Here is a 22005-nt window from a genome sequence, read left to right as displayed (position 1 = left end):
AGTTAGGCTCTCCCTCCGCCAGGACCATAGCCAAAAACGGCATCGGCTTATGCAGTTTGGACGCGGCCTCGAATATTTTCGTGCAACGCAGCATTTCTAGATGTCCTTGACCAGCCGCAGGGCATCATAGACCGCCGCATGGGTATTGCGCGCCGAGACCGCGTCACCGATGCGGAAAAGCGCGAACGCCCCGTCCGGATTGGCCTCCAGCGGCTGCTGCCTGCCGATAATCAGCGCGGCCTGATCAACGGACCCGAGATTTTTCGAGCGCGGCTTCAGATCGAAATAGAGGCCGTCCATCGGTACTGTGCCGTGATTGACGACGATCTGGTCGAAGTCCCGTTCTTCCGTATGGGCCGAATAATCGGTGCCGATCACAGCGGTGAGGAGGTTGCCCGAGCGCCGGACCGCCTTCAGGCGGTAAGTGACCGTGAAACGGACATCCCTTTCCTGCAGCGCGCGCATATAGGGCACAAGGTTCATGGCCATGATTTCAGGCGCAAAGGACCGGTCCGGCGTCATGACCTCGACATGAGCACCGGTGGCCGCAATGAGTTCGGCGGCCTGCAGCGCAGGGTGATCGCCGGCATCGTCATAGACCAGCACCCGGTTTCCGGGTCTCACATCTCCGGCGATAATGTCCCAGGAGGAAACCACCAGGTCATTGCCTTGCGAAAGCACTTCGGTATGCGGCAGTCCGCCCGTGGCGACGATGACAACATCCGGATTTTCCAAAAGGACGTCCGCCGCCTCCGCGAAGACATTGAAACGGAAGCTGACACCGCGCGAAAGGCATTGTTCCATGCGCCAGTCGATGATCGATATCATCTCGCGGCGGCGTGCCGACTGGGCCGTCAGGCGGATCTGTCCGCCGGCATCCGGCGCGGCTTCCAGAACCGTGACCTGATGACCGCGCTCGGCGGCCACGCGCGCGGCCTCCATGCCCGCCGGCCCGGCGCCGACAACGACAACCCGTTTGCTGATTTTTGACGGCTCGATTTCATGAGGCATCGTCAGTTCGCGGCCAGTTGCCGCATTGTGAATGCAAAGCGCCTCGCCTCCCTGATAGATCCGGTCGAGACAATAGGTCGCCCCGACGCAGGGACGGATGTCCCCTTCCCGCTTTTCCGTGATCTTCCTGACGATCAACGGGTCCGCGATGTGGGCGCGGGTCATGCCGACCATATCCAGAAGGCCTTCGGCGATGGCGTGACGCGCGGTCGCGACATCCGGGATCTTCGCGGCATGGAAGGTCGGCAGGCCGATCTCCTTGCGAATCCGCCCGGCAAAATCCAGATGCGGCGCGTTGCGCATACCCTGCACCGGAATGACATCCGTCAGGCCCGGATCGGTATCGATATGGCCGCGGATGACATTGAGGAAATCGATCTGGCCGGTGGCCTTGAGGCGGCGGGCGATTTCCAGCCCGTCCTCCGGCGTGATCCCGCCGTCCAGTTGCTCATCGGCGGTGAACCGAATGCCGAGAATGAAGTCTTTCCCCACACGCTTGCGAATGGCGTCGATCACCTCCAGCGAAAACCGCATCCGGTTTTCCAGGGACCCGTTATAGGGCCCCTCCAGGGTGTTGGTCAGAGGAGACCAGAACTGGTCCATCAGATGGCCGTAGGCCTCCAGTTCGATACCGTCCATGCCACCCGCCTTCATCCGTTCGGCGGCGTCCGCATAGTCTTGAACAATCCGGCTGATGTCCCAGTCTTCCAGTTTTTTCGGAAATGCCCTGTGCGACGGCTCCCGTTTGTGGCTGGGAGAGACCGACGGCAACCAGTCTCCCTTGTTCCAACCGGTGCGCCGGCCCAGATGCGTGAGCTGGATCATCACAGCGCAGCCATGCTCATGGCAGGCATCCGTCATCCTCGTGATCCAGGGAACGACTTCGTCCTTATAGGCAAGAATATTGTTGAAGACAGGTGGCGAGTCTCTGGATATGGCAGCGGATCCGGCCGTCATCGTCAGGGCGACACCCGCCTTCGCCCGGGTCTCGTGATAGGCGCGGTAGCGGTCCTTGGGCATACCGTCTTCCGGATACGCCGGTTCGTGAGAGGTGATCATGATCCTGTTTTTCAGCGTCAGGGATTTCAGCCTGTAGGGCTGCAGCAATGGATCTTTCGACATGCGTTTTCCTCTGGGCGTGGCCTCTCACATTCCCCGGGCCGGCTTGTCTACAAGAGTAGGTTGTCTGCCGGGCTCGTGAAAAGACACAAAAACGACATTCATGTCGTTTTTGAAAACATAGGTGTCAATTTCATTTGCGGGCGTTCGGAGGGCTTGGTAAAAACGAGGGCATGAAAGAAGCTTTGATCGACAAGACATCCGGATGGCGCGGTACGCGAGAGATCTGGATCAGGGCGGCTTACGAAGCGCTTCTGGAAAACGGCATAGATGCCGTCAAGGTGATGCCGCTGGCAGAGCGGCTCGGACTGTCGCGCACCAGTTTCTATGGCCATTTTTCCGACCGCAACGACCTGCTGAATGCCCTGATCACCTATTGGCAGGCGCGGAACACCGGCAATCTCGTCAGGCGCACCGAGGATTATGCGGAGACCATCACCGAGGCGGTTCTGAATGTCTTCGACCTCTGGCTCCTGCCGGACATGTTCGATTCACGCCTTGAATTCGCGGTGCGTAACTGGGCCCACACGGACGGGAACCTTGCCGGAATGCTGGAGGAAGCCGACCGGGTCCGGCTGGAGGCCTTGCAGGCCATGTTCGAGCGCTTCGGCTATGAACCGGGTTACGCGAACATCCGGGCCAATACAGTCTACCAGACACAGATCGGCTATATTTCAATGAAGAAGGACGGTCCCGACGAACCGCTCGAGCCGCGTTTGAAGCGGATGCCCTATTATGCGGAGATCTTCACCGGCCGGCAGGCAACCGAGGCGGAATTCGCGCGGTTTCTCTCCCGGCATCCGCTGCCGGAAGCGGCCGGATAGGGATATTCGCGACAGATTGACCTAATCCGCAACGTCGGCCCTTGCCGCGTTCATACGAACACATACAAAAGACTTAAGGCTGGGCTGGCGCGGGTGGAGCGCTCTCGTTCAGGATCAATAGCGAGCGATCATATTTAAAAATATTCGCGCAAATTTCTCCAAAGGCTTCAGATGCAATATTGAACGTCAGAGCATTCTCGATAACATTGTGATTGCTATATATTTCAACGCAGTGCGATCTCCAGAACAGGTACCTCTCCGGTGCGGCGCGTCGGTTGGAAGCTTCGAAATACGCCACAAACAGCGACAGCGAAAAGGCCAGGACGCAGACCGATACAATCGTACCGGCATTGGTTCCCTTGCTCATATCTGCGGCGAAAATCCAGACCACCAGTCCGGAAAGCAAACCGAGAGACGCAGCCATTATCTCGCCTACTGCCGCCTCACGGCTCAAGCCGCCGAGCGTTCCGACTGTGGCGCCAAGTGAAGTCAATCCGAGAAGCACGACGAGGACCTTGGAACGCATCTTTTTCTCAAGGAAAAAGAAAACCAGAATCCAGACCAAAAACGCTATGCCCAGACACACCACAGGCCAAAGCAAAATAGTTGCCACGATCAGACCCTGCCTTCTCTTTCAAGTAACAATTCAAAATTCCTGAATATTCTAAAATCATTCCAAGGCGATTCTTGAGCGGTATAATTGTCAGCCGGCTGAAGTTCGACAACAGGCTTACAAAGATTTGACGTGAATAAATTCAAAGTCCCGTTTTTCTTATGCTTTTCTATACATTCCTCAAATTTCTCTTGAGCTTTCTGGATCAGAATTTCAGAGGATTGCTCTTTGGTCAATAATTTGAATTTTGCTTCAGGCTTTTTGTCTAATGCGTTGTTCTGACCATCGGGAGACGTATCGGACGTGCCAGGCGAAGTCTCCTGGGACTGTGCTGGTGATATTGTCACCTGTTGGACAACCATACTGACCGGAAAAACAATCAAGAATGCGAACACTTGATAGTTCATTTGTTTTGCCCCCATGAGGACGATCAGTGTATCATGAGCTGTGCCGGGTGAAAATCTCACCCATGAGATGAATAGCAGTATCGGCAGAAAACTCCGGTTCTCAAAACCGGGCCCCGAAATCCGGGGTTTGACAACGACTCGATTTATCTCCCTGACTTCACGTATCCGCCTTCGGTTTTTCCGTCGCCACATAGGCGAGCGGCAGTGCGGTGGTGTTCTTGATCTGCTCCATGGCGAAGGTCGTGGAGACGTCGGAAATGTCGATCTTCGCGATCAGCTTCTTGTAGAAGGTATCGTAGGCTTCGATGTCCGGCACGGCGACACGCAGCAGATAGTCGACCTGACCTGCCATGCGATAGAATTCCATCACCTCGGGAAATTCCCGGATCACGTCGGCGAATTTTTTCAGCCAGTCCTCGGAATGCTGGTTCGTGGTGATCGCAACGAACGCCGTCACCTTGGCATTGATCTTCGCGGGATCGAGCAAAGCGACCCGGCCGGTGATCACGCCCTCCTCCTCCATCTTCTGGATGCGGCGCCAGCATGGCGTCGTCGACAGGCCGACCCGCCGGCCGATCTCGGCGACAGGAACGGTGCAGTCCTCCTGCAGGATGGACAGAATGCGGCGGTCGATGCGGTCGATCATGAGCTATATCCAGAGTTCGGCAGCACAATTGGCAACTTGCTCCGGCCAGGAGCTTGGGAAATGATTTCCCATTTGGAGAAAAACACGTAACGGAGTTTCAACAGGCTTGTCAATTCGCGGCGAATTGAGAATTTTATTCGAAACAGGAGCAACTGGCGCGCAGATCAAATTCAAATCAGGCGCGCGACTTCCGCTCTCAGGACCGGAAGCAATTCGGTTTCGAACCAGGGATGCTTTTTCAGCCAGGAATTGTTGCGCCAGGATGGATGGGGAAGCGGCAGCACCGCCGGCTGACCGGCCTCCCGTTCCGCCTCGAAATAATCGCGCCAGTGGGTAACGGTTTCCGTGAGCGTTTTCCGCCTCCCCGCCCCCAGATGGTAAGCCTGTGCGTATTGGCCGATCGTCAGGACGAGTTCGATGCGCGGCATGGCGGCAAACAGCCTGTCGTGCCAGATGTTCCGGCATTCGGACCTTGGCGGCAGATCGCCGCCTTTCGCATCCAGCCCCGGAAAGCAAAATCCCATCGGGACGATGGCGATACGCGCCGGATCATAAAAGACGTCCTCACCGATCCCCAGCCAGTCCCGGAGACGGTCGCCCGAAGGGTCGGTAAAGGGTTGGCCGCTGCGATGTACTCGTGTTCCGGGCGCCTGCCCGCATATGCAGATCCTGGCCGTGGAAGACACTTGCAGGACAGGCCGGGGAGCATGGGGAAGCGGCGTCTTCCGTGGATTTTCAATGCAGGCCCGGCAGGCACGCACCTGCCTGACCAGATTTTCCAGATCTTCCGAATTCTTCTTCTCAGACAACAATTTACACCTTGAACCGACCGGTTAACCTTTCGCTTACCACGATCCTGAGGACGATCTTAAGGAATGGTGAGTCAGAGTGACTAAACACGCAGTAACACAATAATGAAATCGATACTTCCGGGCGGCTAATGGAATCTCTTTCGTCAGAGAGCGGCGAAGAAAAATTCGCCATCAACGAGCAGCGAGCCATGCGGCGCCGGGAAATGGCGCGCGGCATGAAAAACGTGCGCAGCCGCCTCGGCGCTCCCGAATACCGCCACACCACCTTCGACCTTGAACGCCAGCATCTTTTCGCCGACACGCGGATCAATGCTGCCTATGCGGTTCCCCTGCTGGCGCTGATCGTCGCGGCCATTTCCGTGCTGTGGATCGACCCGGTTTTCATCGGCGCATGGTTCGCCATGACGCTGGGCACCCACATCGTGATGGTGGTTGCCAGTCATGCCTACGAAAAAGCGCCCTCGGACCAGAAAGCGCGGGTCTACTGGCGCAAACGCTTCACAATGGGCGATTTCATCTACGGTTGCAGCTGGGCCTCCTTCTTTCTGCTGCCCCAGACCGCCGAATCCGGCGAAGGTTTTGTCATCTTTCATTTCGCGACGCTGCTGATCGTCGTCGCGATGAACACGATGCAGTCGGCCACCTTGCCGAAATGCCTTCTGGCGAGCACCATACCGATGACGCTTGTGGTCACGGTCAGTTTTCTGAAGCAGGTGGATCCGATCCATTACACGCTCGCGGCGATGGCGATCGGCGCCCAGGGGTTTTTCTTCATTCTCGGCAACCAGCTTCTGAAGAACGCCAACACCATGCTGGAGTACCGGGCCGAGAAGGATCATCTGATTGCCGAGCTGGAAACCGCGAACGCGATGTCGGACGAAGCCCGGCGGCGCGCGGAAGCCGCCAATATCGCCAAGTCCCGCTTTCTAGCGACCATGAGCCACGAGTTGCGCACGCCGCTGAACGCCATTCTCGGCTTTTCCGAGATCATGAAGGATGAAGTGCTCGGCGCGATGCACAACAAGAATTACCGCTCCTACGCGGAGGACATTCACGGTTCCGGTCAGCACCTTCTCAACCTGATCAATGAAATTCTCGATCTGTCGCGGATCGAGGCCGGACGGCACGAACTGCATGAGGAACCCTTGTTCCTCGATGATATCGTCGAGGAATGCGGAAGCATGATGAAGGTGCGCGCCGAGGCGAAATCCATTGTGCTGCATCATATCCATGAGCCGGACCTGCCAAAGGTCTGGGCCGACGAACGCGCCCTGCGCCAGGTGGTGCTGAACCTCATGTCGAATGCGGTGAAATTCACGCCTGTCGGCGGCAAGGTGCGCATCAAGGTCGGCTTGACGTCCGACGGAGGTCAATTTGTCTCCATAAAGGATACCGGTCCCGGTATTCCGGAGGACGAGATCCCGACCGTGCTGGAGGCTTTCGGCCAGGGATCACATGCAATCAAGAGCGCCGAGCCCGGAACCGGCCTCGGGCTCTCCATCGTCCAGGCTCTCATTGCCATGCATGACGGCGATTTCAACCTGAAGTCCAAGCCCGACGTGGGCACGGAGGTGATCGTCTCGCTGCCCCGCGCCCGGGTGATGAACTATGCGCCGGATGTCGACTGGGTCGATCCGGACGATCAGAAACCGGGCCAGAGCGACCGGAAATCCCGCTCCGCCTGACGGTCTCCGCCCGTTTCTAGTCAGTCCGCTTTTACGGAGACGCCCGCGTCGGCGAAAGTCGCCATGCCGGAATGCATTTCGGCGGCCGCCCTGGCAATGCCCGCCGCGAGAGCTGCCCCGGTTCCCTCCCCAAGGCGCATTCCGAAATCGAACAGGGCGTGCTTGCCCATATGATCCAGGGCTTTCGCATGGGCCTGTTCCGCCGAGACATGGGCAAACAGGCAGTGGTCCAATCCGGCCGGGTCCATCGCATAGACCACCGCCGCCGCGGCGGTCGTTACAAATCCATCGACAATCACCGGCACGCGCTGCAAACGCGCGGCAATGATGAGACCAGCCATCGCGGCGATTTCCCGCCCTCCGGTCCTGCGCAGGATCTCCAGAGGGTCCTTCTCGCCGTTCAAACGGGCAACAGCCTCTTGAACCGCGTCCCGCTTGCGGGCCAGGCCTTCATCGTCCACGCCGGTTCCTCGGCCGATCCAGTCTTCGGGCCTGCCGCCGAACAGGCCGTTGAGGACGGCTGCGGCAACGGTCGTGTTGCCGATACCCATTTCCCCCAGGCAGATCAGGTCGATGCCACCAGCGAGGGCTTCCATGCCGTAGGCCATGGTCGCGGCGCAATTGGCCTCGTCCATGGCATCTTCGCGCGTGATGCTGGGGGTCGGCATGTCGACGGCAAGGTCGAAGACCTTCAACCCCACATCGTAGGTGCGGCAGATCTGGTTGATGGCCGCGCCGCCCGCGGCGAAGTTCTCCACCATCTGACGATTGACTGAACTTGGAAAAGCCGAAACGCCTTCCTCCGCAACGCCGTGAGCGGTTGCGAAAATCGCGACCATCGGCCGGGAGATCTTCGGCGGCGCGTTGCCGGACCAGGCCGCCAGCCACTCGGCGATGTCCTCAAGACGTCCCAGCGAACCGGCAGGTTTGGTCAGCTGTGCGTCGCGCGCCTTCACTTTCCCCACCGCCTCGTCATCCGGACCCGGCATCGACTTGACGAGGTTGCGGATATCTTCGAAGGGAAGCGCGGTGTCGGAAAGAGACATGGATTTCAGGTTCCCGGTCTGGATCTTAAAGTGTTAGAGCCTGTATGGACCGGCGTACTGCCGGTCATTGGTCTCGCTTAGCCGCTGATCTATAATGAGGCTTGGCGAAAACTCAAGCTCAGGACCGGCCCGATGAACCGTGAAACCGACCAAACGCCTGATAGTGAGGCCAAATCCGGCGCGGACAAAACTTGGGATCAAGTCAGGGGCCGGCTGAAAGACCTGCCGGATTTCGCCGCGGACACCGCCGCCTGCGTGCGATTCTTCTCCCGCCTGCCCGTGCCGAAGATCAACGCGCTCGACGATCCGGGTGCCGCGCCCGATTTTGCCCGGATCGCGCGGGCCGCGCCGCTTGCCGGTTTCGTCATCGCGCTTCCCGCGGCCGGATGCGGCATGCTGCTTGGATATACGCATCTGCCCGGCCTTGCCGTGGCTGCCATTGTTGCGGCACTGCTGGCGATCATCACCGGCGCGCTGCATGAAGACGGGCTGAGCGATGTCGCAGACGGGTTTTTCGGCGGAGCGACCCACGAAAAGCGCCTGGAGATCATGAAGGACAGCCGCATTGGCGCGTTCGGAGCGCTGGCACTGGTGCTTTCCGCCGTGCTGCGTGTCGCGCTGCTGACGGCACTCTGGCAGCGGTTCGGCCCCGCCGATGCGGCGCTCCTGTTTCTGTCCGGTGAAGCGCTCAGCCGAACGCTGCTTGTCTGGCAATGGCATCTCCTGCCGCTGGCGCGCCCGCAAGGACTGGCGGCAAGGTTCGGCAAGCCTGAGGAAAAAACGGTCCATCAGGCCGCCCTGGTGACGATCCCGCTGCTGATCCCGGCAACGCTGTTACTTTCCTTAACGGCATTTTCTCTCGCTTGTCTGTTTGCAGCCGGTGCCACCTATGCTACCGGTCGTCTGGCGCGCGCCAAGATCGGCGGCGTCACCGGGGATGTTCTCGGTGCCATGCAACAACTCGGCGGGCTGGGTTTCCTGCTGGGAGTGCTGATGGTTCCGTAAGACACCGGATCCCGTTTCGAGGCGAAACTTGCCCATGGTATCGATTTTCCGGCTTCCAGTGATGCGCGTCCTGATCGTGCTGACGGCATCCGTCGCGCTGCTCGGCGCCTGCTCGGGCCGGCCGGAAATCGGTGCGCTGGCGCTCAACAGCGCCCCTGCCGACGGCGCCAAAGCCCATGACCTTCTCATCGTCGCCACACGGGCGCGGGACGAGCGGCCGGACACCTATTTCAGTGGCGAGCGCTCAGTCGGGGTCAGCTACGCCGAAGCCCGGATCTCCGTCCCGCCGGCCCATAAGCCCGGCGTCATCGAATGGCCGGCCAGCCTTCCGGGCAATCCAGAAACCGATTTCGTCGCCCGAAGTGCGGCGTATCTGCCGTCCGCTCAGGCCTTCAAATCCCGGCTCAATCAGGAACTCGCGACGCGGCCCCGAGGCAAGAAAGAAGTCTTCCTGTTCATCCACGGCTACAACACGCTGTTCGCCGAGAGCCTTTATCGCCTCACGCAATTCGTGCACGACGCGGATAACGGCGCCGTGCCGGTGCTGTTCACCTGGGCCTCTCGCGGAAAACTCAAGGATTATCTTTACGACCTGAACAGCGCCGCCATTGCCCGCGACGCGCTGGAACAGACCCTGATCGAGCTGGCAGAGAGCGACGCCGACGAGGTCAGCATTCTCGCTCATTCCATGGGCAACTACCTGTTGATGGAAACCATCCGCCAGATGCCGCCGTCCCTGCGGCACAAGATCCAGAAAAAGATCCACTACGTGGTTCTGGCGGCGCCGGATATCGATATCGACCTGTTCAAGTCGCACCTGCGCAGGCTCGGCAAAGTCGACAAGCCGTATGTCGTCATCGTTTCCACTGACGACCGGGCGCTGCGTCTGTCGCGCGCGCTCTCCGGCGGCGTAGACCGCCTCGGGGCCTTCTCCGACGATGAAGAACTGGCGAAACTGGGCGCCATCGTCATCAATGTCACCGACCTTGAGGCGGAGGATTCGGCCCATCATTCCAAATTCGCGATCCTGGCCGAGTTCGCGCCCGAACTTCAGCGCGCCTTCGCCAACGGCAGCCTGACGAGCGAATCCAGTATCGACGGGACCCGCACCTTCGGCGGTGATCTGGGCAGTTTCGTCGGAAACACCGCGCAAACGGCACTCACCCTGCCGATCCGGATCATCGCCGCACCGGTCGTACTCGCCACGGGCGGCAGTCTGTGACATCGCTTTTTCCGCAAGTTTGAGCCATCTTCTGTCTTGGCAAAGCCACAATCAGCCGCCATATCCGCTTGATGCAGTCACCTTGTATAAACATCTGCCAGATCGACCGGGAAAACGGCCTATGCACAGGCTGTCATCGCACGCTTGACGAGATCGCCGGCTGGGCGGGTTTCAGCGAACACAAACGCCTTGAAATCATGGCGGATCTGGACAGGCGCCGCGACGCCGGCATCCGGGCGGGCGCCCGCCGATGAGACAACCTCGGCAATTCCGCGGCCTGGTCGCCGTAGTGCTGGTGATCCTCATGGCCGCCATGGCCTTTTATGCCTTTTTCGGCGATCCGACAGATCCGGAAAACGTCAACTTCGACAGCAGCGGTCCCCGGATCGTGGCCTTGTCCGCCCTTGCCTTCGTGTTCCTGGCAAGTTTCCTTTTCGGACAGCCGAAAGTGCGCGAAATCATTCATGGCACGGTTTTCTGGGGAGGCCTCGGTCTCGTTCTGGTCGTCGGCTACACCTACCGCGCCGATCTGGTGCAGGCCGGCTACCGCGTCCTGGGCGCACTGGCGCCGGGAATGGCGGTTTCGCAGCCGGACGGCTCGATCCTGATCGTGCGCGACGCGACCGGTCATTTCGTCGTGGACGGGCGCACAAATGGCGCTGGAACGCAGTTCCTGCTCGACACGGGGGCAAGCGCCGTCGTGCTGACATTCGAGGACGCGCGCCGCGCCGGATACAGGGCCGAGGATCTGTCCTTCACCGTGCCGGTTTCCACAGCGAACGGCCGCACGCTTGTCGCGCCGGTGAAGATCGACGCGATCACCATAGGCAATCACAGCTTACGCGATATTCGCGGCTTCGTCGCTCGTCAGGGCACGCTGGACGGCAGTCTTTTGGGCATGAGCGCGCTCGACCGGCTGCAAAGCTGGCGGATCGAGGGCGACAAGCTGATCATCACGCCCTGAGGCAGGTGTTTCGTGGCAAGCGCGGTTATTCCGCCGCCTCGGCGCCGAGTTCCGCCGGATTCATCGCGGCCAGCGCCTTTTCGACGACTTCCAGCCCGGCGCCGGGCCGGATCGCCTCGACGGTAAGGATCCGCCGCCAGGAGCGCGCTCCCGGGCGGCAATGGAACAACCCCAGCATATGCCGCGTCATATGGGAGAGCTTCACGCCCCGGCCAAGCTGGTCTTCCATATAGGCCATATGCGCCCGCACGGCATCGAGGGGCGAAACATCCGGCAAATTGCTGTCATAAAGCCTCCGGTCGACCTCACCCAGGATCCGCGGCGTGTGATAGGCCGCCCGGCCGAACATCAGGCCGTCGACGGTCTCCAGAAAGGGCGCCGCCTGATCGAGGCTCTGCAGGCCGCCATTGAGGCCGATGAACCGGTCCGGGAACCGCGCCTTCAGCCGCAAAACGCGCTCGTAATCGAGCGGCGGGACATCGCGGTTCTGCTTCGGGCTCAACCCCTGCAGCCAGGCTTTTCTCGCATGCACCCAAAGCGCATCGGCTCCGGCGTCAAAGACGGCATCGGCCATCCGGTCCAACGCCTCTTCCGGGTCCTGGTCGTCAACCCCGATGCGGCATTTGACCGTGACCGCAATATCCACCGCCGTCTTCATCGCCGCGACACAGGCCGCCACCAGCTCCGGTTCATGCATCAGGCAGGCCCCGAAACGGCCGGACTGGACCCGGTCGGAGGGACAGCCGACATTTATATTTACCTCATCGTAGCCAAAGTCGGCGACAATCCGCGCCGCCTCCGCCATCTCCGCCGGATCCGATCCGCCGAGCTGACAGGCGAGCGGATGCTCAAGATCCGAAAACCCAAGCAGATGCTCCCGGTCACCATGGATCACCGCTCCCGTCGTCACCATCTCCGTATACAGCAGCGCATGACGGGTCAGATGCCGGTGAAACGCACGGCAATGCCGGTCCGTCCAATCCATCATGGGAGCTATGGAAAATATTCCATATTTTTCAATCATTTATATAGTTTTCCTAAACCACATAGCGATTAGATCGACTGATACCGCCTGCTTTAGTGATATGTGACTCATTTCATTTCATTTTTCAAAGTGTAACTGCCAATGCCACTTGACACCGGAAATGCCGGACAGGGCATGGGTCTCCCACTTTACCCACATCAGAATGCCGGAAGGTTTCGCATATCCGGCCGGCGTTATCGACCTCTGGTGCCGCCGCGTTGCCGGCCGATCGACGCGAAGCCGTCAAACAGCGGGATTGGTCTTGCTGGCTTTGCTCCTGGCGATGTGGCGCAAGACGCTGAAGACCAGGGCGCTGTTCATTTCAAAACCGCCGCAAAACCCGATTGTCGAGCATCTATCTGAAAGAATTTGCCTGTGACTGATGTCAATCAGCTCCGCATCGCAAATTCTTTGAAACACTTCATCAGGGCTGTCCATGGGCCCGCCGCACGTGCCGAAAGCAGTACCTATCGGCCATGACCTTCGGCGAACATCGACATTCGGCGACAATGTCGCGGCTTCAAACATTTTAGGAAACAGACATGGCAAAAGGTAAAAGCCGTCGCGGCGGACAAGACACCAAACAAAGACAGAGGAAACCCGAGTTTGTCCCGGTCCCGTCCTTCAACACGGGTTTGACCGTTGAGACGAAACCGAAGGCCGAACAAAACTGACCGGGCTTCGCGGCGCCGGTCTTTCTGAGCGAATTGGAAAGCACAACGCACCGCCTGAACCGCTTGCAGGACGGATGGCCGCCGCTCCGGCAGCGGCACTGCAACGCGGATATTTCCACCATCGCGGATTTGCGCGCAAGGCCTTGCATTCTCTGGTCGGTGTGTGGCCATTTTGTACCCCGGAGGCGTTCTGATGAGCGGTTGGCTGCCCGAATGGTCCCTGCTTCGCCGAGACATCGTCAGTCCCTGGAATGATGTAAACCCCGTGCGGGCGGAGCTGTTCGGCCTCGATCGGCTGGAGCAGCACGCGATAAGCCTCGCGCGGGAACAGATCGTCTCCGCGTCCCCGCCGCGTGTTGCTCCGTTGCAGCGCCGCCTGGACGACAACGCGGTCGCCCTGCTGGCCGCCCGCAGCTCCTGCAGCCTCGAACTGGCCGCCGGCCGCCCGATCGTGCCCGCCGCGCAGTGGTTTCTCGACAATTACCATCAAGTCGACGCGCAGATCCGCGAATGCCGCACCGATCTGCCGCCCAGTTATTACCGGATACTGCCAAAGCTTGCCCATGGCCCGTTTCGCGGCTATCCGCGTGTGTTCGGGTTGATCTGGGCCTATGTCGCGCATACCGACAGCCATCTCGACGGGCCCGCGCTGTCGCGGTTTCTGCGTGCCTATCAACAGGTGCAGCCGCTTATCATCGGCGAGCTATGGGCCGTTCCGATCACCCTGCGCCTCGTGCTGCTGGAAAACCTGCGGCGTCTCTCGGATCAGATCTGCCTGGCTCACACGCAGCGCCACGCGGCCGATCATCTTGCGGACCAGTCTCTGGGCGCGGGCATCGTGCAACCCCGCCTGCTCGCTGATGTGGATGACGGCCCCGATGGCCGGCTTTCCGAAGCCTTTGCCGCGCAGCTGGCCAAACGGCTGCGTGACTGCGATCCGCTCAGCACTCCGGCCATCGCATGGCTCGAGGAGCGTCTGGCGTCGCAAGGGACAGACATCGATCTGGTGGTGCAGCACGCCCAGGAACGTCAGGGGGCTTCCAACGTCACGGTGCGCAACGTCATCACAAGCTTGCGGACGATTTCCGAGATGGACTGGCAGGTTCTGTTCGAAGAAGTCAGCCTTGTCGATGCGCGGTTGCGGGCACATCCTGGCTTCTCTGTCATGGATTTCGCCAGCCGCAATCTCTACCGCACGGCCATCGAGGACCTTGCCCGCCACAGCGACAATAGCGAAACGCAAGTGGCAGAACTTGTGCTTGAGGCCGCAAACGCGGCACCGGGACCGGGACCGTCCGATGCGCCGCTCGCCGATATGGAAATCCTGCGCCGAACCGATCCCGGCTGGCATCTGCTGGCCGAGGGCCGGACAGCCTTTGAGCGCCAGATTGGTTTTCGCCGAAGTGGATGGCGGAGAATCAGCTTTCGCCCCGGCCTGTCAGCCTATGCCGGCAGTGTCATGGGTGTCACACTTGGGCTGCTCGCGCTCGGTCTTTGGGCGCTTGCCAGTCTGGCGGGAACGGATGCGTCCGGCTCGTTTCTGGTCCTTTGGGCCCTCGCGGCACTGATCCCCGCCAGCGCCGTCGCGCAGCTTCTGGTCGACCGCCTGATCGGCTGGACCGTGCCTGCCGCCGCGTTGCCGGGACTGGCGCTCGAGGGCGGTGTTCCGGTCTCGCTGCGCACGCTGCTGGTTGTACCGACGCTCCTCACCGATACCAGCGATCTGCGCGAGCAGATCGAAGGGTTGGAAGTCCATTATCTGTCGGGTTCACAGGGGGATGTCACCTTCGCGCTTCTGACCGATGGGTTGGACGCGCCGCAACAGGACATGCCGGACGACGCGGCGCTTGTGGAGCTGGTCGGTAGAGAGATTGCCGAACTCAACCGACGCTACGGACCCGGCCCCTCCGGCGCGCGTTTTCTTCACCTGCATCGTCAGCGCCGCTACAACCCGGTCGAGCGCATCTGGATGGGATGGGAGCGCAAGCGCGGCAAACTGCACGAACTGAACCGCCTGTTGCGCGGCGCAATGGACACCGACTACCGTACAGCCGATGGCCGCACTCCCGCCGTACCTTCGGGCGTGCGTTATGTCCTGACGCTGGATTCCGACACACGGATACCGCGCGACGCGGCGTTGCGGCTGATCGGCAAGATGGCCCATCCTTTGAACCGTCCGGTGATCGACCCGGATCTGCGCCGGGTCAGCGCGGGCCACGCCATCCTGCAGCCGCGGGTCACCCCCTCCCTGCCCACCGAGCGAACCGGCACGGCCTTTCAGCGCGCCACATCCGGGCCGGGCGGGATGGACCCCTATGCCGCCGCCGCGTCGGACATATATCAGGACCTCTTCGGCGAGGGCTCCTTCACCGGCAAGGGCATCTACGATCTCGACGCCTTCGAGACGGTGATGGCCGGGCGCGTGCCGGAGAACACCCTGCTGAGTCACGATCTGCTCGAGGGCATCTTTGCGCGGGCGGGGCTTGCCTCGGATGTGGAACTGGTCGAGGCCTTTCCCGACCGGCAGGACCTTGCCGCCCGCCGCATCCACCGCTGGTGCCGGGGTGACTGGCAGCTTCTGCCCTGGCTCCGGCCGCAGGCCGGTCTGGGCGCGCTGGGACAGCTCAAGGTACTGGATACGCTGCGGCGCTCGTTGCTGGCGCCGGCAACCCTGGTGGCGCTGATCCTGGGCTGGCTGCAGCCCGGGCAGGCCGCCGCGCTGGCGACCGGGCTGGTCTTGGTGGTTCTGATGCTTCCGGCGTTCATGCATGCGGCGGTGGCGGCTGTGCCGCACCGGGCGGGGCTGCACCTGCGCACGCATCTGAGGCTGGTGCGCGAAGATCTGATGCTGGCACTGCTGCAGACCGCACTCGCGACGGCATTTCTTTCCGATGCCGCCTGGCGCTCGCTCGATGCCATCGTGCGCACGCTCTGGCGGCTGGCGGTTTCCCGGCGGCATCTGCTGGAATGGACAACGGCCGCCGCCACCTCCAAGGCGCCGCGCCCCGACCTGCGCGGTTTCGCCCGAACCATGACGCCCGGCATCCTGCTGGGGCTGGCCGCAGCCGGACTGGCCGGCATGGCCTCCCCCGCTTCGTTGCCGATGATACTGCCCTTTGCCCTGCTCTGGCTTGCCGCGCCATTCATCGCCTTTCGCGTCAGTCAGAGGCCGAAGCCCCGGCCCGACGCGGCGCTGACCCCGCAGGATGCGCAGGCGCTGCGGCTGATCGCCCGCCGGACCTGGCGCTATTTCGAAAGTTTCGTCACCGCCGGTGACAGTCACCTGCCGCCCGACAATTTTCAGGAAGAGCCGCGCCCGTCAATTGCCCACCGTACATCTCCGACCAATATCGGGCTCTATCTGCTGGCGACGGTCACCGCCCGCGATTTCGGCTGGATCGGGCGCAGACAGGCCGCCGGGAGAATTTCTGACACCCTTGGCGCGCTGGAGGCGCTTCCGCGTCTCAACGGGCATTTCTACAACTGGTACGACACAAGGGACGGCCGGGTCCTCGACCCACCCTACATTTCGTCGGTGGACAGCGGCAATCTGGCCGGGCATCTGATCGCGCTGGCCAATGCCTGCGAGGAATGGGCAGAAGTGCCCGCCCTCGACCAGCGGCGCAGGGCGCTGGGGCTGGCCGACCTGCTGGATCTGGCACAGGACGAGTCCGCCCTGCCCGACGGTGCGGCCGATCCGTCTCTCGCAGAGACGATCCTTTTGCTGCGCGAGGGGCTGAACCAGACCGAGATCAGCTGGCCTTTCCTGCAGCGGCTCGCCGCCAAGGCCGAAAGCCCCGCGCGGGAGCGACGGCAGCCAGGCACCGTCGATGCGTCATGGCTGTCTTTGCTGCGCGAGGGGCTGGCCGAGGCCGCCGCCGATGCCGCCGCAACCAAAACCGAAGAGGCCGAACTGGCCGCGCATCTGGGCCAGCTTGGCCACACCGCGCGCCGGCTGGCCATTGAAATGGATTTCACCTTTCTGCTCGATCCCGAGCGCAAGCTGCTCTCCATCGGCTATTCGGTGCATGAAAACGCGCTCGATCCGTCCTGCTACGACCTGCTCGCCTCCGAGGCCCGTCTGGCGAGCCTCTTCGCCATTGCGAAACAGGATGTCTCCCTGCGCCACTGGTTCCGTCTGGGCCGCGCCGCGACGGCAGTGCGGGGCGGCACGGCGCTGGTGTCGTGGGCCGGATCGATGTTCGAATATCTGATGCCGGAACTGGTGATGAACGAACCCCAGGCCGGCCAGCTTGGCCGCACCTGCCGGTTGGTGGTCGAACGCCAGATCGCCTACGCGCGCGCGCAAGGTGTGCCCTGGGGCATCTCCGAATCCGGCTTCAACGCGCGGGATGTCGAATTCACCTACCAGTATTCCACCTTCGGTGTGCCGGGGCTTGGGTTGAAGCGCGGCCTTGCCGGCGATCTGGTGATCGCGCCCTATGCCACCGGGCTTGCAACGATGCTCGACCCCGCCGCAGCGCGGCGCAACTACGACGCGCTGGAGGCTATTGGCGGCCTCGGCGAGTTCGGCTTCTACGAGGCGCTGGACTTCACTCCCGGCCGGGTGCTGCCGGGTCAGCGCGTTTCGGTGGTGCAAAGCTACATGGCGCATCATCAGGGCATGACCATCGTGGCGATCGCCAATACGCTGACAGACGGGTTGATGCGCCAGAGGTTCCACCGAGAGCCGATGATCCATGCCTGCGAGTTGCTGCTGCACGAACGTCTGCCACGCGACATCGCCCGCGCACTGCCCCCGCTCGATGAGCCCTCGGTGCCCAGCACCTTGCCCTCGGATGCTGAGCGGGGTCGCCGGATCGCCGGCTGTCCGAGCGGACCGCCGGTCAGCCACCTGATGTCGAACGGGCGTCATGCGGTGATGCTGACCGCAACAGGGGGCGGCTACAGCCGCTGGGGCGACATCGCGCTGACCCGTTGGCGCGAAGACGCCACGCGCGACGACCAGGGCGCCTATCTGCACCTGCGCGACCTGTCAGACGGGACGGAGCAAAGCTTCGGCCCCTGTCGTTCAGAAACGGCAGCCACCCAGCAGGATGTGCAGTTCTTCGAGGATCACACGACGTTCACCGCCCGGAGGGGACGGCTGGACACGATGCTCGACATCCTCGTCTCGGGTGAGGCGGATGCCGAGGTGCGCCGCCTCTCGGTTACCAATTCGGGGCGCAAACCCTGCAAGCTGGATATCACCTCCTATGTCGAGCTGACGCTGGCCGCACCGGCTTCAGAAGCGGCGCATCCGGCCTTTTCGCGGATGTTCGTACAGACCGAATTCCTGCCTGAATACGGCGCGCTGATTGCCTGGCGCCGCCGGCGCAACCCGGAAGAGCCCGAGATCTGGGCCGCGCAGTTCACCGTCATCGAGGGCGAGACGATAGCCCCTCTGCAGTACGACAGCGACCGCCTGACCGCACATGGCCGCGACAATGCGCAGACGCAACCGCGTGACATCAATGATCCTGCCCCGCTGGCAGGGCGCACGGGCACGATCCTCGACCCGGTCTTTTGCCTGCGCAACAGGCTGCATATCGCACCGGGGCGCACCGCGCGGCTGATGGTCTGGATGGTGGCCGCCGGCAGCCGCGAGGCGTTGATCGACCTGATTGATCGTCACCACGACCGCAACGCCTATGACCGCGCGCGGACCCTGGCCTGGACGCAGGCGCAGGTGCAGTTGCGCCATCTCGGCATCTCTCCGAACGAGGCCGCCGATTTCCAACGCCTGGCCGCCCCGATCCTCTATCACGACGCCCGTTTCCGCCCGGCCGCCGCCGTGCTGGCGCGAGGTGGCGGGCATCAGTCGGGGCTGTGGCCGCTGGCGATCTCGGGCGATCTGCCGATTGTGTTGCTGCGCATCGACGATCCCGCCGACATCCGTCAGGTCCGCACCCTGCTTCAGGCCCATGAATACTGGGCCAACAGACAGCTGGCCGTGGATCTGGTCATCCTCAACGAACATCCGGCCTCCTATGTGAAGGACCTGCAGGCCGCCATCGACACCGCCTTGCGCAGCAGCCATTCCCGGCCACGCACCGGCGAACAGCAGGCCCGGGGAGCGGTGTTCACGCTGCGTTCCGACCTGATCTCACCCGAGGCGCGGGCACAGCTTCTGTCCGCTGCACGCGTGGTGATGCTGGCACGGCGCGGTGACATCGGCAGCCAGCTTGTCACGCTGCTCCACGATCCAGCTGTCTCCCTCGCGGAAACCGCCGCCGCGAATGCGCGCCCTGACCCGGGCAAGCGCACCGGCGCGCGGGCGGGAGACAAACGCGCCGCAGACCTTGGCCCGGCGGTCCCTCGGGCAAATGGCGATGGGCTCGAATTCTTCAACGGCACGGGCGGTTTCGACCGAAATGGGCGGGAATATGTGATCCAGCTTGGGCCGGAAGACACCACCCCCGCGCCCTGGATCAACGTCATCGCAAATCCCGGCTTCGGTTTTCAGGTCTCGGCCAGCGGCAGCGGCTTCACCTGGGCTGAGAACAGCCGCGACAATCAACTGACATCGTGGTCCAACGACGCCGTGGCGGACCCGGCCGGCGAAGCCTTCTATATCCGCGACGACGACAGCGGCGCGCTTGTCTCGCCGACGGCGCGCCCGCTGAGCGAGACCGGGAGCGACGCCGGTCTGCACATCGCGCGTCACGGGTTCGGCTACAGCCGGTTCGAGCATCAGGCCGATGGCATCGCGTGTGATCTCGTTCAGTTCGTGCCGCGCGAGGACCCGGTGCGGGTCTCGGTGCTGCGTTTGAGCAATACCGGCAAAAAGCGGCGTCGACTCAGCATTGCCGCCTATAGCGAGCCGGTGATGGGCCTGTCGCGCGCCGCCTCCGCGCCGTTCCTCGTGAGCTCCCGCGACGCCGATACCGGCGCGTTGCTGGTGTGCAACCCATGGAACACAGCCTTCCCCGACCGAGTAATGTTTGCCGCGCTGTTCGCCCCCGACGGAGCGGCCGAGCACTGGACGGGCGATCGCACCGAATTTCTGGGATCTGGCGGCAGCACGGCCGCGCCCGCCGGACTGCTACGCCTCGTGACGCTGTCGGGGCAGCTTGGCGCCGGACTCGATCCATGCCTTGCGTTGATGAAGGCCGTCACACTTGGCCCCGGCGAGAGCGTCGAGCTTGTGCATCTGCTCGGCCAATGCCCCACCGCAGCGTCGGCTGTCGCAATGATACAGCGACTGCGCTCTGCCGACCCGCACGCGGCCCTGGCGGAGGTGCAAAGTTACTGGGACGACACCCTGGGGGATCTTCAGATCGAAACTCCCGACCGGGCGATGGACATTATGGTCAACGGCTGGCTGCCCTATCAAGCCCTGGCTTGCCGGATCGAGGCGCGTGCAGCCTTTTATCAGGCGAGCGGGGCCTATGGCTTCCGCGATCAGTTGCAGGACAATATGGCGCTGACGCTGACCCGGCCCGCGCGCACCCGCGCGCATCTGCTGCGCGCCGCGGCCCGTCAGTTTGAGGAGGGCGACGTCCAGCATTGGTGGCTGCCCCATTCCGGGCAGGGCGTGCGCACACGCATCTCGGATGATTGCGTCTGGCTGGGTCACGCCGCCGCCGCCTATGTGGCCAGCACGGGGGACGCTGCGGTGCTTGACGAACAGGTCCCCTTCCTCGACGGCCATCGCCTCGGCGAGGGCGAGCATGATGCCTTTTTCCTGCCGGACGATGCGGGCAAAAGCGCGACGCTTTTCGATCACTGTGCGCTGGGACTGAACCGTGCCCTGACACTGACCGGACAGCATGGATTGCCACTGATCGGCACCGGCGACTGGAACGACGGCATGAACCGCGTGGGCGCTGAGGGGCGCGGCGAAAGCGTTTGGCTGGGCTGGCTGCTGCTGCAGACGCTGCTGGCGTTCGCACCGCTGGCCGAACCGCGCGACCCTGCTCTCGCACGGCGCTGGCGCGAATGCGCTGAAACCCTGCGCCAGTCCATCGAGGCCAATGCCTGGGACGGCGATTGGTACCGGCGGGCGACCTTCGACGATGGCACGTGGTTGGGATCGGCGCAGTGCCCGGCTTGCCGCATCGACTCGATCGCGCAAAGCTGGGCGGTTCTTTCGGGACAGGCGGATCCCGCGCGCGCGACACAAGCCATGGCGGCGCTCGACCAGCATCTCGTGCGCCGCGACGACGGCCTGTCGTTGCTGTTTACGCCCCCCTTCGGCGCCGGCACCGATCCCGAGACCCACGATCCCGGCTATATCGCGGGTTATCCGCCGGGGCTGCGTGAGAATGGCGGGCAATACAGCCATGCGGCAATGTGGGCGATCCTCGCCTGGGCACGGCTGGGGCGTGGCGACCGCGCCGCCGAACTTTTCGATTTGATCAACCCGATCAACCATGCGCGCACACCCGAGGCTATTCGGCGCTACAAGGCCGAACCCTATGTCGTGGCCGCCGATGTCTATTCCGTCGCCCCGCATGTCGGGCGTGGTGGCTGGAGCTGGTATACCGGGTCTGCCGCCTGGATGCACCGCGCGGCGATCGAGGGCATCCTCGGCATAACCCGTGACGGCGACCGGTTGCGGGTCGCCCCCAATATTCCCGCGGACTGGCCGGGCTTTTCGATAAGATTGCGGGTGGCGGGCACCTTATGCAGCATTCGGGTGGCGCACATGGATCAGGCCATGGCAACGCTTGACGGACTGGCTATCACACCCGATCAAGAGCTGTTTCTGCCGCTCGATGGTGCCCCGCACGATCTGGTGCTTGGCCTCAGCCCTACTCCGCCAACACAGGCCCCGCCGGAGCGATGAAGACATTGCTGGCCGCACCGCGCTCCTTGTCGGCGCCAGGTGTTCAGTCCCGGCATTTTATGGATTGCCTACGCGATCAATAAATCCGGCAAAGATGCTATGAATTAAAAAAGGCAAATTCAGCCGGTCATCCCGAGCCAGGGTGGTTCGGTGTGACCAGGT

Annotated in this window: 15 protein-coding genes; 7 read left to right on the top strand and 8 right to left on the bottom strand. The window is 62.3% G+C overall.

From position 1 onward, the window contains the following. Positions 1–96 precede the first annotated feature (96 nt). Entirely contained in the window at positions 97–2133 is a 2037-nt protein-coding gene (locus CLV41_RS20555) for an NADH:flavin oxidoreductase (RefSeq protein WP_103224302.1), read from the bottom strand. A gap of 170 nt (positions 2134–2303) precedes the next feature. Here CLV41_RS20555 and CLV41_RS20550 point away from each other — a divergent pair, with 170 nt between their 5' ends. Next, positions 2304–2954 (top strand): TetR/AcrR family transcriptional regulator, encoded by a 651-nt coding sequence (locus CLV41_RS20550; RefSeq protein WP_103224386.1) that lies wholly within the window; start codon positions 2304–2306, stop codon positions 2952–2954. 73 nt (positions 2955–3027) lie between these two features. Here CLV41_RS20550 and CLV41_RS20545 read toward each other — a convergent pair whose 3' ends face one another. The 4 genes from CLV41_RS20545 to CLV41_RS20530 form a co-directional block, all read right to left on the bottom strand. Beyond that, positions 3028–3567, bottom strand: coding sequence for a hypothetical protein (locus CLV41_RS20545; protein ID WP_103224301.1), 540 nt, complete (start codon positions 3565–3567; stop codon positions 3028–3030). A gap of 2 nt (positions 3568–3569) precedes the next feature. Continuing rightward, positions 3570–3974: a hypothetical protein gene (locus tag CLV41_RS20540; protein WP_103224300.1), complete on the bottom strand. Its 405-nt coding sequence runs from the start codon at positions 3972–3974 to the stop codon at positions 3570–3572. Between the two features lie 157 nt (positions 3975–4131). Next, positions 4132–4620: an Lrp/AsnC family transcriptional regulator gene (locus CLV41_RS20535; protein WP_103224299.1), complete on the bottom strand. Its 489-nt coding sequence runs from the start codon at positions 4618–4620 to the stop codon at positions 4132–4134. Positions 4621–4790: 170 nt separating this feature from the next. Further along, positions 4791–5429: a uracil-DNA glycosylase family protein gene (locus CLV41_RS20530; protein WP_103224298.1), complete on the bottom strand. Its 639-nt coding sequence runs from the start codon at positions 5427–5429 to the stop codon at positions 4791–4793. Between the two features lie 131 nt (positions 5430–5560). On the opposite strand from CLV41_RS20530, the gene CLV41_RS20525 reads away from it, so the two are divergent. Beyond that, the gene (locus tag CLV41_RS20525; RefSeq protein ID WP_103224297.1) at positions 5561–7117 is read left to right on the top strand and encodes a sensor histidine kinase; all 1557 of its coding nucleotides are present in this window, start codon (positions 5561–5563) and stop codon (positions 7115–7117) included. 20 nt (positions 7118–7137) lie between these two features. Here the strand turns inward: CLV41_RS20525 and cobT are convergent, their stop codons facing one another. Next, the gene (cobT, locus tag CLV41_RS20520) at positions 7138–8163 is read right to left on the bottom strand and encodes a nicotinate-nucleotide--dimethylbenzimidazole phosphoribosyltransferase (protein ID WP_103224296.1); all 1026 of its coding nucleotides are present in this window, start codon (positions 8161–8163) and stop codon (positions 7138–7140) included. Between the two features lie 132 nt (positions 8164–8295). Between cobT and CLV41_RS20515 the strand changes: the two genes are divergently transcribed. The 4 genes from CLV41_RS20515 to CLV41_RS20500 all read left to right on the top strand — a co-directional run bounded on the left by CLV41_RS20515 (position 8296) and on the right by CLV41_RS20500 (position 11354). Beyond that, the gene (locus tag CLV41_RS20515; RefSeq protein ID WP_103224295.1) at positions 8296–9168 is read left to right on the top strand and encodes an adenosylcobinamide-GDP ribazoletransferase; all 873 of its coding nucleotides are present in this window, start codon (positions 8296–8298) and stop codon (positions 9166–9168) included. Positions 9169–9202: 34 nt separating this feature from the next. Continuing rightward, the gene (locus CLV41_RS20510) at positions 9203–10390 is read left to right on the top strand and encodes an alpha/beta hydrolase (protein ID WP_103224294.1); all 1188 of its coding nucleotides are present in this window, start codon (positions 9203–9205) and stop codon (positions 10388–10390) included. A 71-nt stretch (positions 10391–10461) separates the two neighbouring features. Beyond that, the gene (locus tag CLV41_RS20505; protein WP_103224293.1) at positions 10462–10644 is read left to right on the top strand and encodes a DUF1289 domain-containing protein; all 183 of its coding nucleotides are present in this window, start codon (positions 10462–10464) and stop codon (positions 10642–10644) included. After that, complete coding sequence (locus tag CLV41_RS20500) at positions 10641–11354, top strand: retropepsin-like aspartic protease family protein (RefSeq protein WP_103224292.1); 714 nt, start codon at positions 10641–10643, stop codon at positions 11352–11354. The genes CLV41_RS20505 and CLV41_RS20500 overlap by 4 nt, the downstream gene beginning before the upstream one ends. Before the next feature lie 25 nt (positions 11355–11379). Here CLV41_RS20500 and dusA read toward each other — a convergent pair whose 3' ends face one another. Together dusA and CLV41_RS27615 are read right to left on the bottom strand one after the other, a co-directional pair. After that, a complete protein-coding gene (gene dusA, locus CLV41_RS20495) occupies positions 11380–12378 on the bottom strand; it encodes a tRNA dihydrouridine(20/20a) synthase DusA (RefSeq protein ID WP_103224291.1) in 999 nt (332 codons plus the stop codon). 243 nt (positions 12379–12621) lie between these two features. Beyond that, positions 12622–12816 (bottom strand): hypothetical protein, encoded by a 195-nt coding sequence (locus CLV41_RS27615; protein ID WP_146048616.1) that lies wholly within the window; start codon positions 12814–12816, stop codon positions 12622–12624. 429 nt (positions 12817–13245) lie between these two features. Between CLV41_RS27615 and CLV41_RS20485 the strand changes: the two genes are divergently transcribed. Next, a complete protein-coding gene (locus tag CLV41_RS20485) occupies positions 13246–21843 on the top strand; it encodes a GH36-type glycosyl hydrolase domain-containing protein (RefSeq protein ID WP_103224289.1) in 8598 nt (2865 codons plus the stop codon). Positions 21844–22005: the final 162 nt, after the last annotated feature.

Source organism: Roseibium marinum, assembly GCF_002906165.1.
Lineage (GTDB): Bacteria > Pseudomonadota > Alphaproteobacteria > Rhizobiales > Stappiaceae > Roseibium > Roseibium marinum.
The sequence above is the reverse complement of the archived record's forward strand: the minus strand, read 5'-3'. Positions and strand labels throughout refer to the sequence as shown.

Bases quoted from the DNA above. Each gene is read 5' to 3' on its own strand.
- CLV41_RS20555 (WP_103224302.1), bottom strand. From the start codon at position 2,133: ATGTCGAAAGATCCATTGCTGCAGCCCTACAGGCTGAAATCCCTGACG.
- CLV41_RS20550 (WP_103224386.1), top strand. From the start codon at position 2,304: ATGAAAGAAGCTTTGATCGACAAGACATCCGGATGGCGCGGTACGCGA.
- CLV41_RS20540 (WP_103224300.1), bottom strand. From the start codon at position 3,974: ATGAACTATCAAGTGTTCGCATTCTTGATTGTTTTTCCGGTCAGTATG.
- CLV41_RS20535 (WP_103224299.1), bottom strand. From the start codon at position 4,620: ATGATCGACCGCATCGACCGCCGCATTCTGTCCATCCTGCAGGAGGAC.
- CLV41_RS20525 (WP_103224297.1), top strand. From the start codon at position 5,561: ATGGAATCTCTTTCGTCAGAGAGCGGCGAAGAAAAATTCGCCATCAAC.
- cobT (WP_103224296.1), bottom strand. From the start codon at position 8,163: ATGTCTCTTTCCGACACCGCGCTTCCCTTCGAAGATATCCGCAACCTC.
- CLV41_RS20515 (WP_103224295.1), top strand. From the start codon at position 8,296: ATGAACCGTGAAACCGACCAAACGCCTGATAGTGAGGCCAAATCCGGC.
- CLV41_RS20510 (WP_103224294.1), top strand. From the start codon at position 9,203: ATGGTATCGATTTTCCGGCTTCCAGTGATGCGCGTCCTGATCGTGCTG.
- CLV41_RS20505 (WP_103224293.1), top strand. From the start codon at position 10,462: ATGCAGTCACCTTGTATAAACATCTGCCAGATCGACCGGGAAAACGGC.
- CLV41_RS20500 (WP_103224292.1), top strand. From the start codon at position 10,641: ATGAGACAACCTCGGCAATTCCGCGGCCTGGTCGCCGTAGTGCTGGTG.
- dusA (WP_103224291.1), bottom strand. From the start codon at position 12,378: ATGATTGAAAAATATGGAATATTTTCCATAGCTCCCATGATGGATTGG.
- CLV41_RS27615 (WP_146048616.1), bottom strand. From the start codon at position 12,816: ATGGACAGCCCTGATGAAGTGTTTCAAAGAATTTGCGATGCGGAGCTG.
- CLV41_RS20485 (WP_103224289.1), top strand. From the start codon at position 13,246: ATGAGCGGTTGGCTGCCCGAATGGTCCCTGCTTCGCCGAGACATCGTC.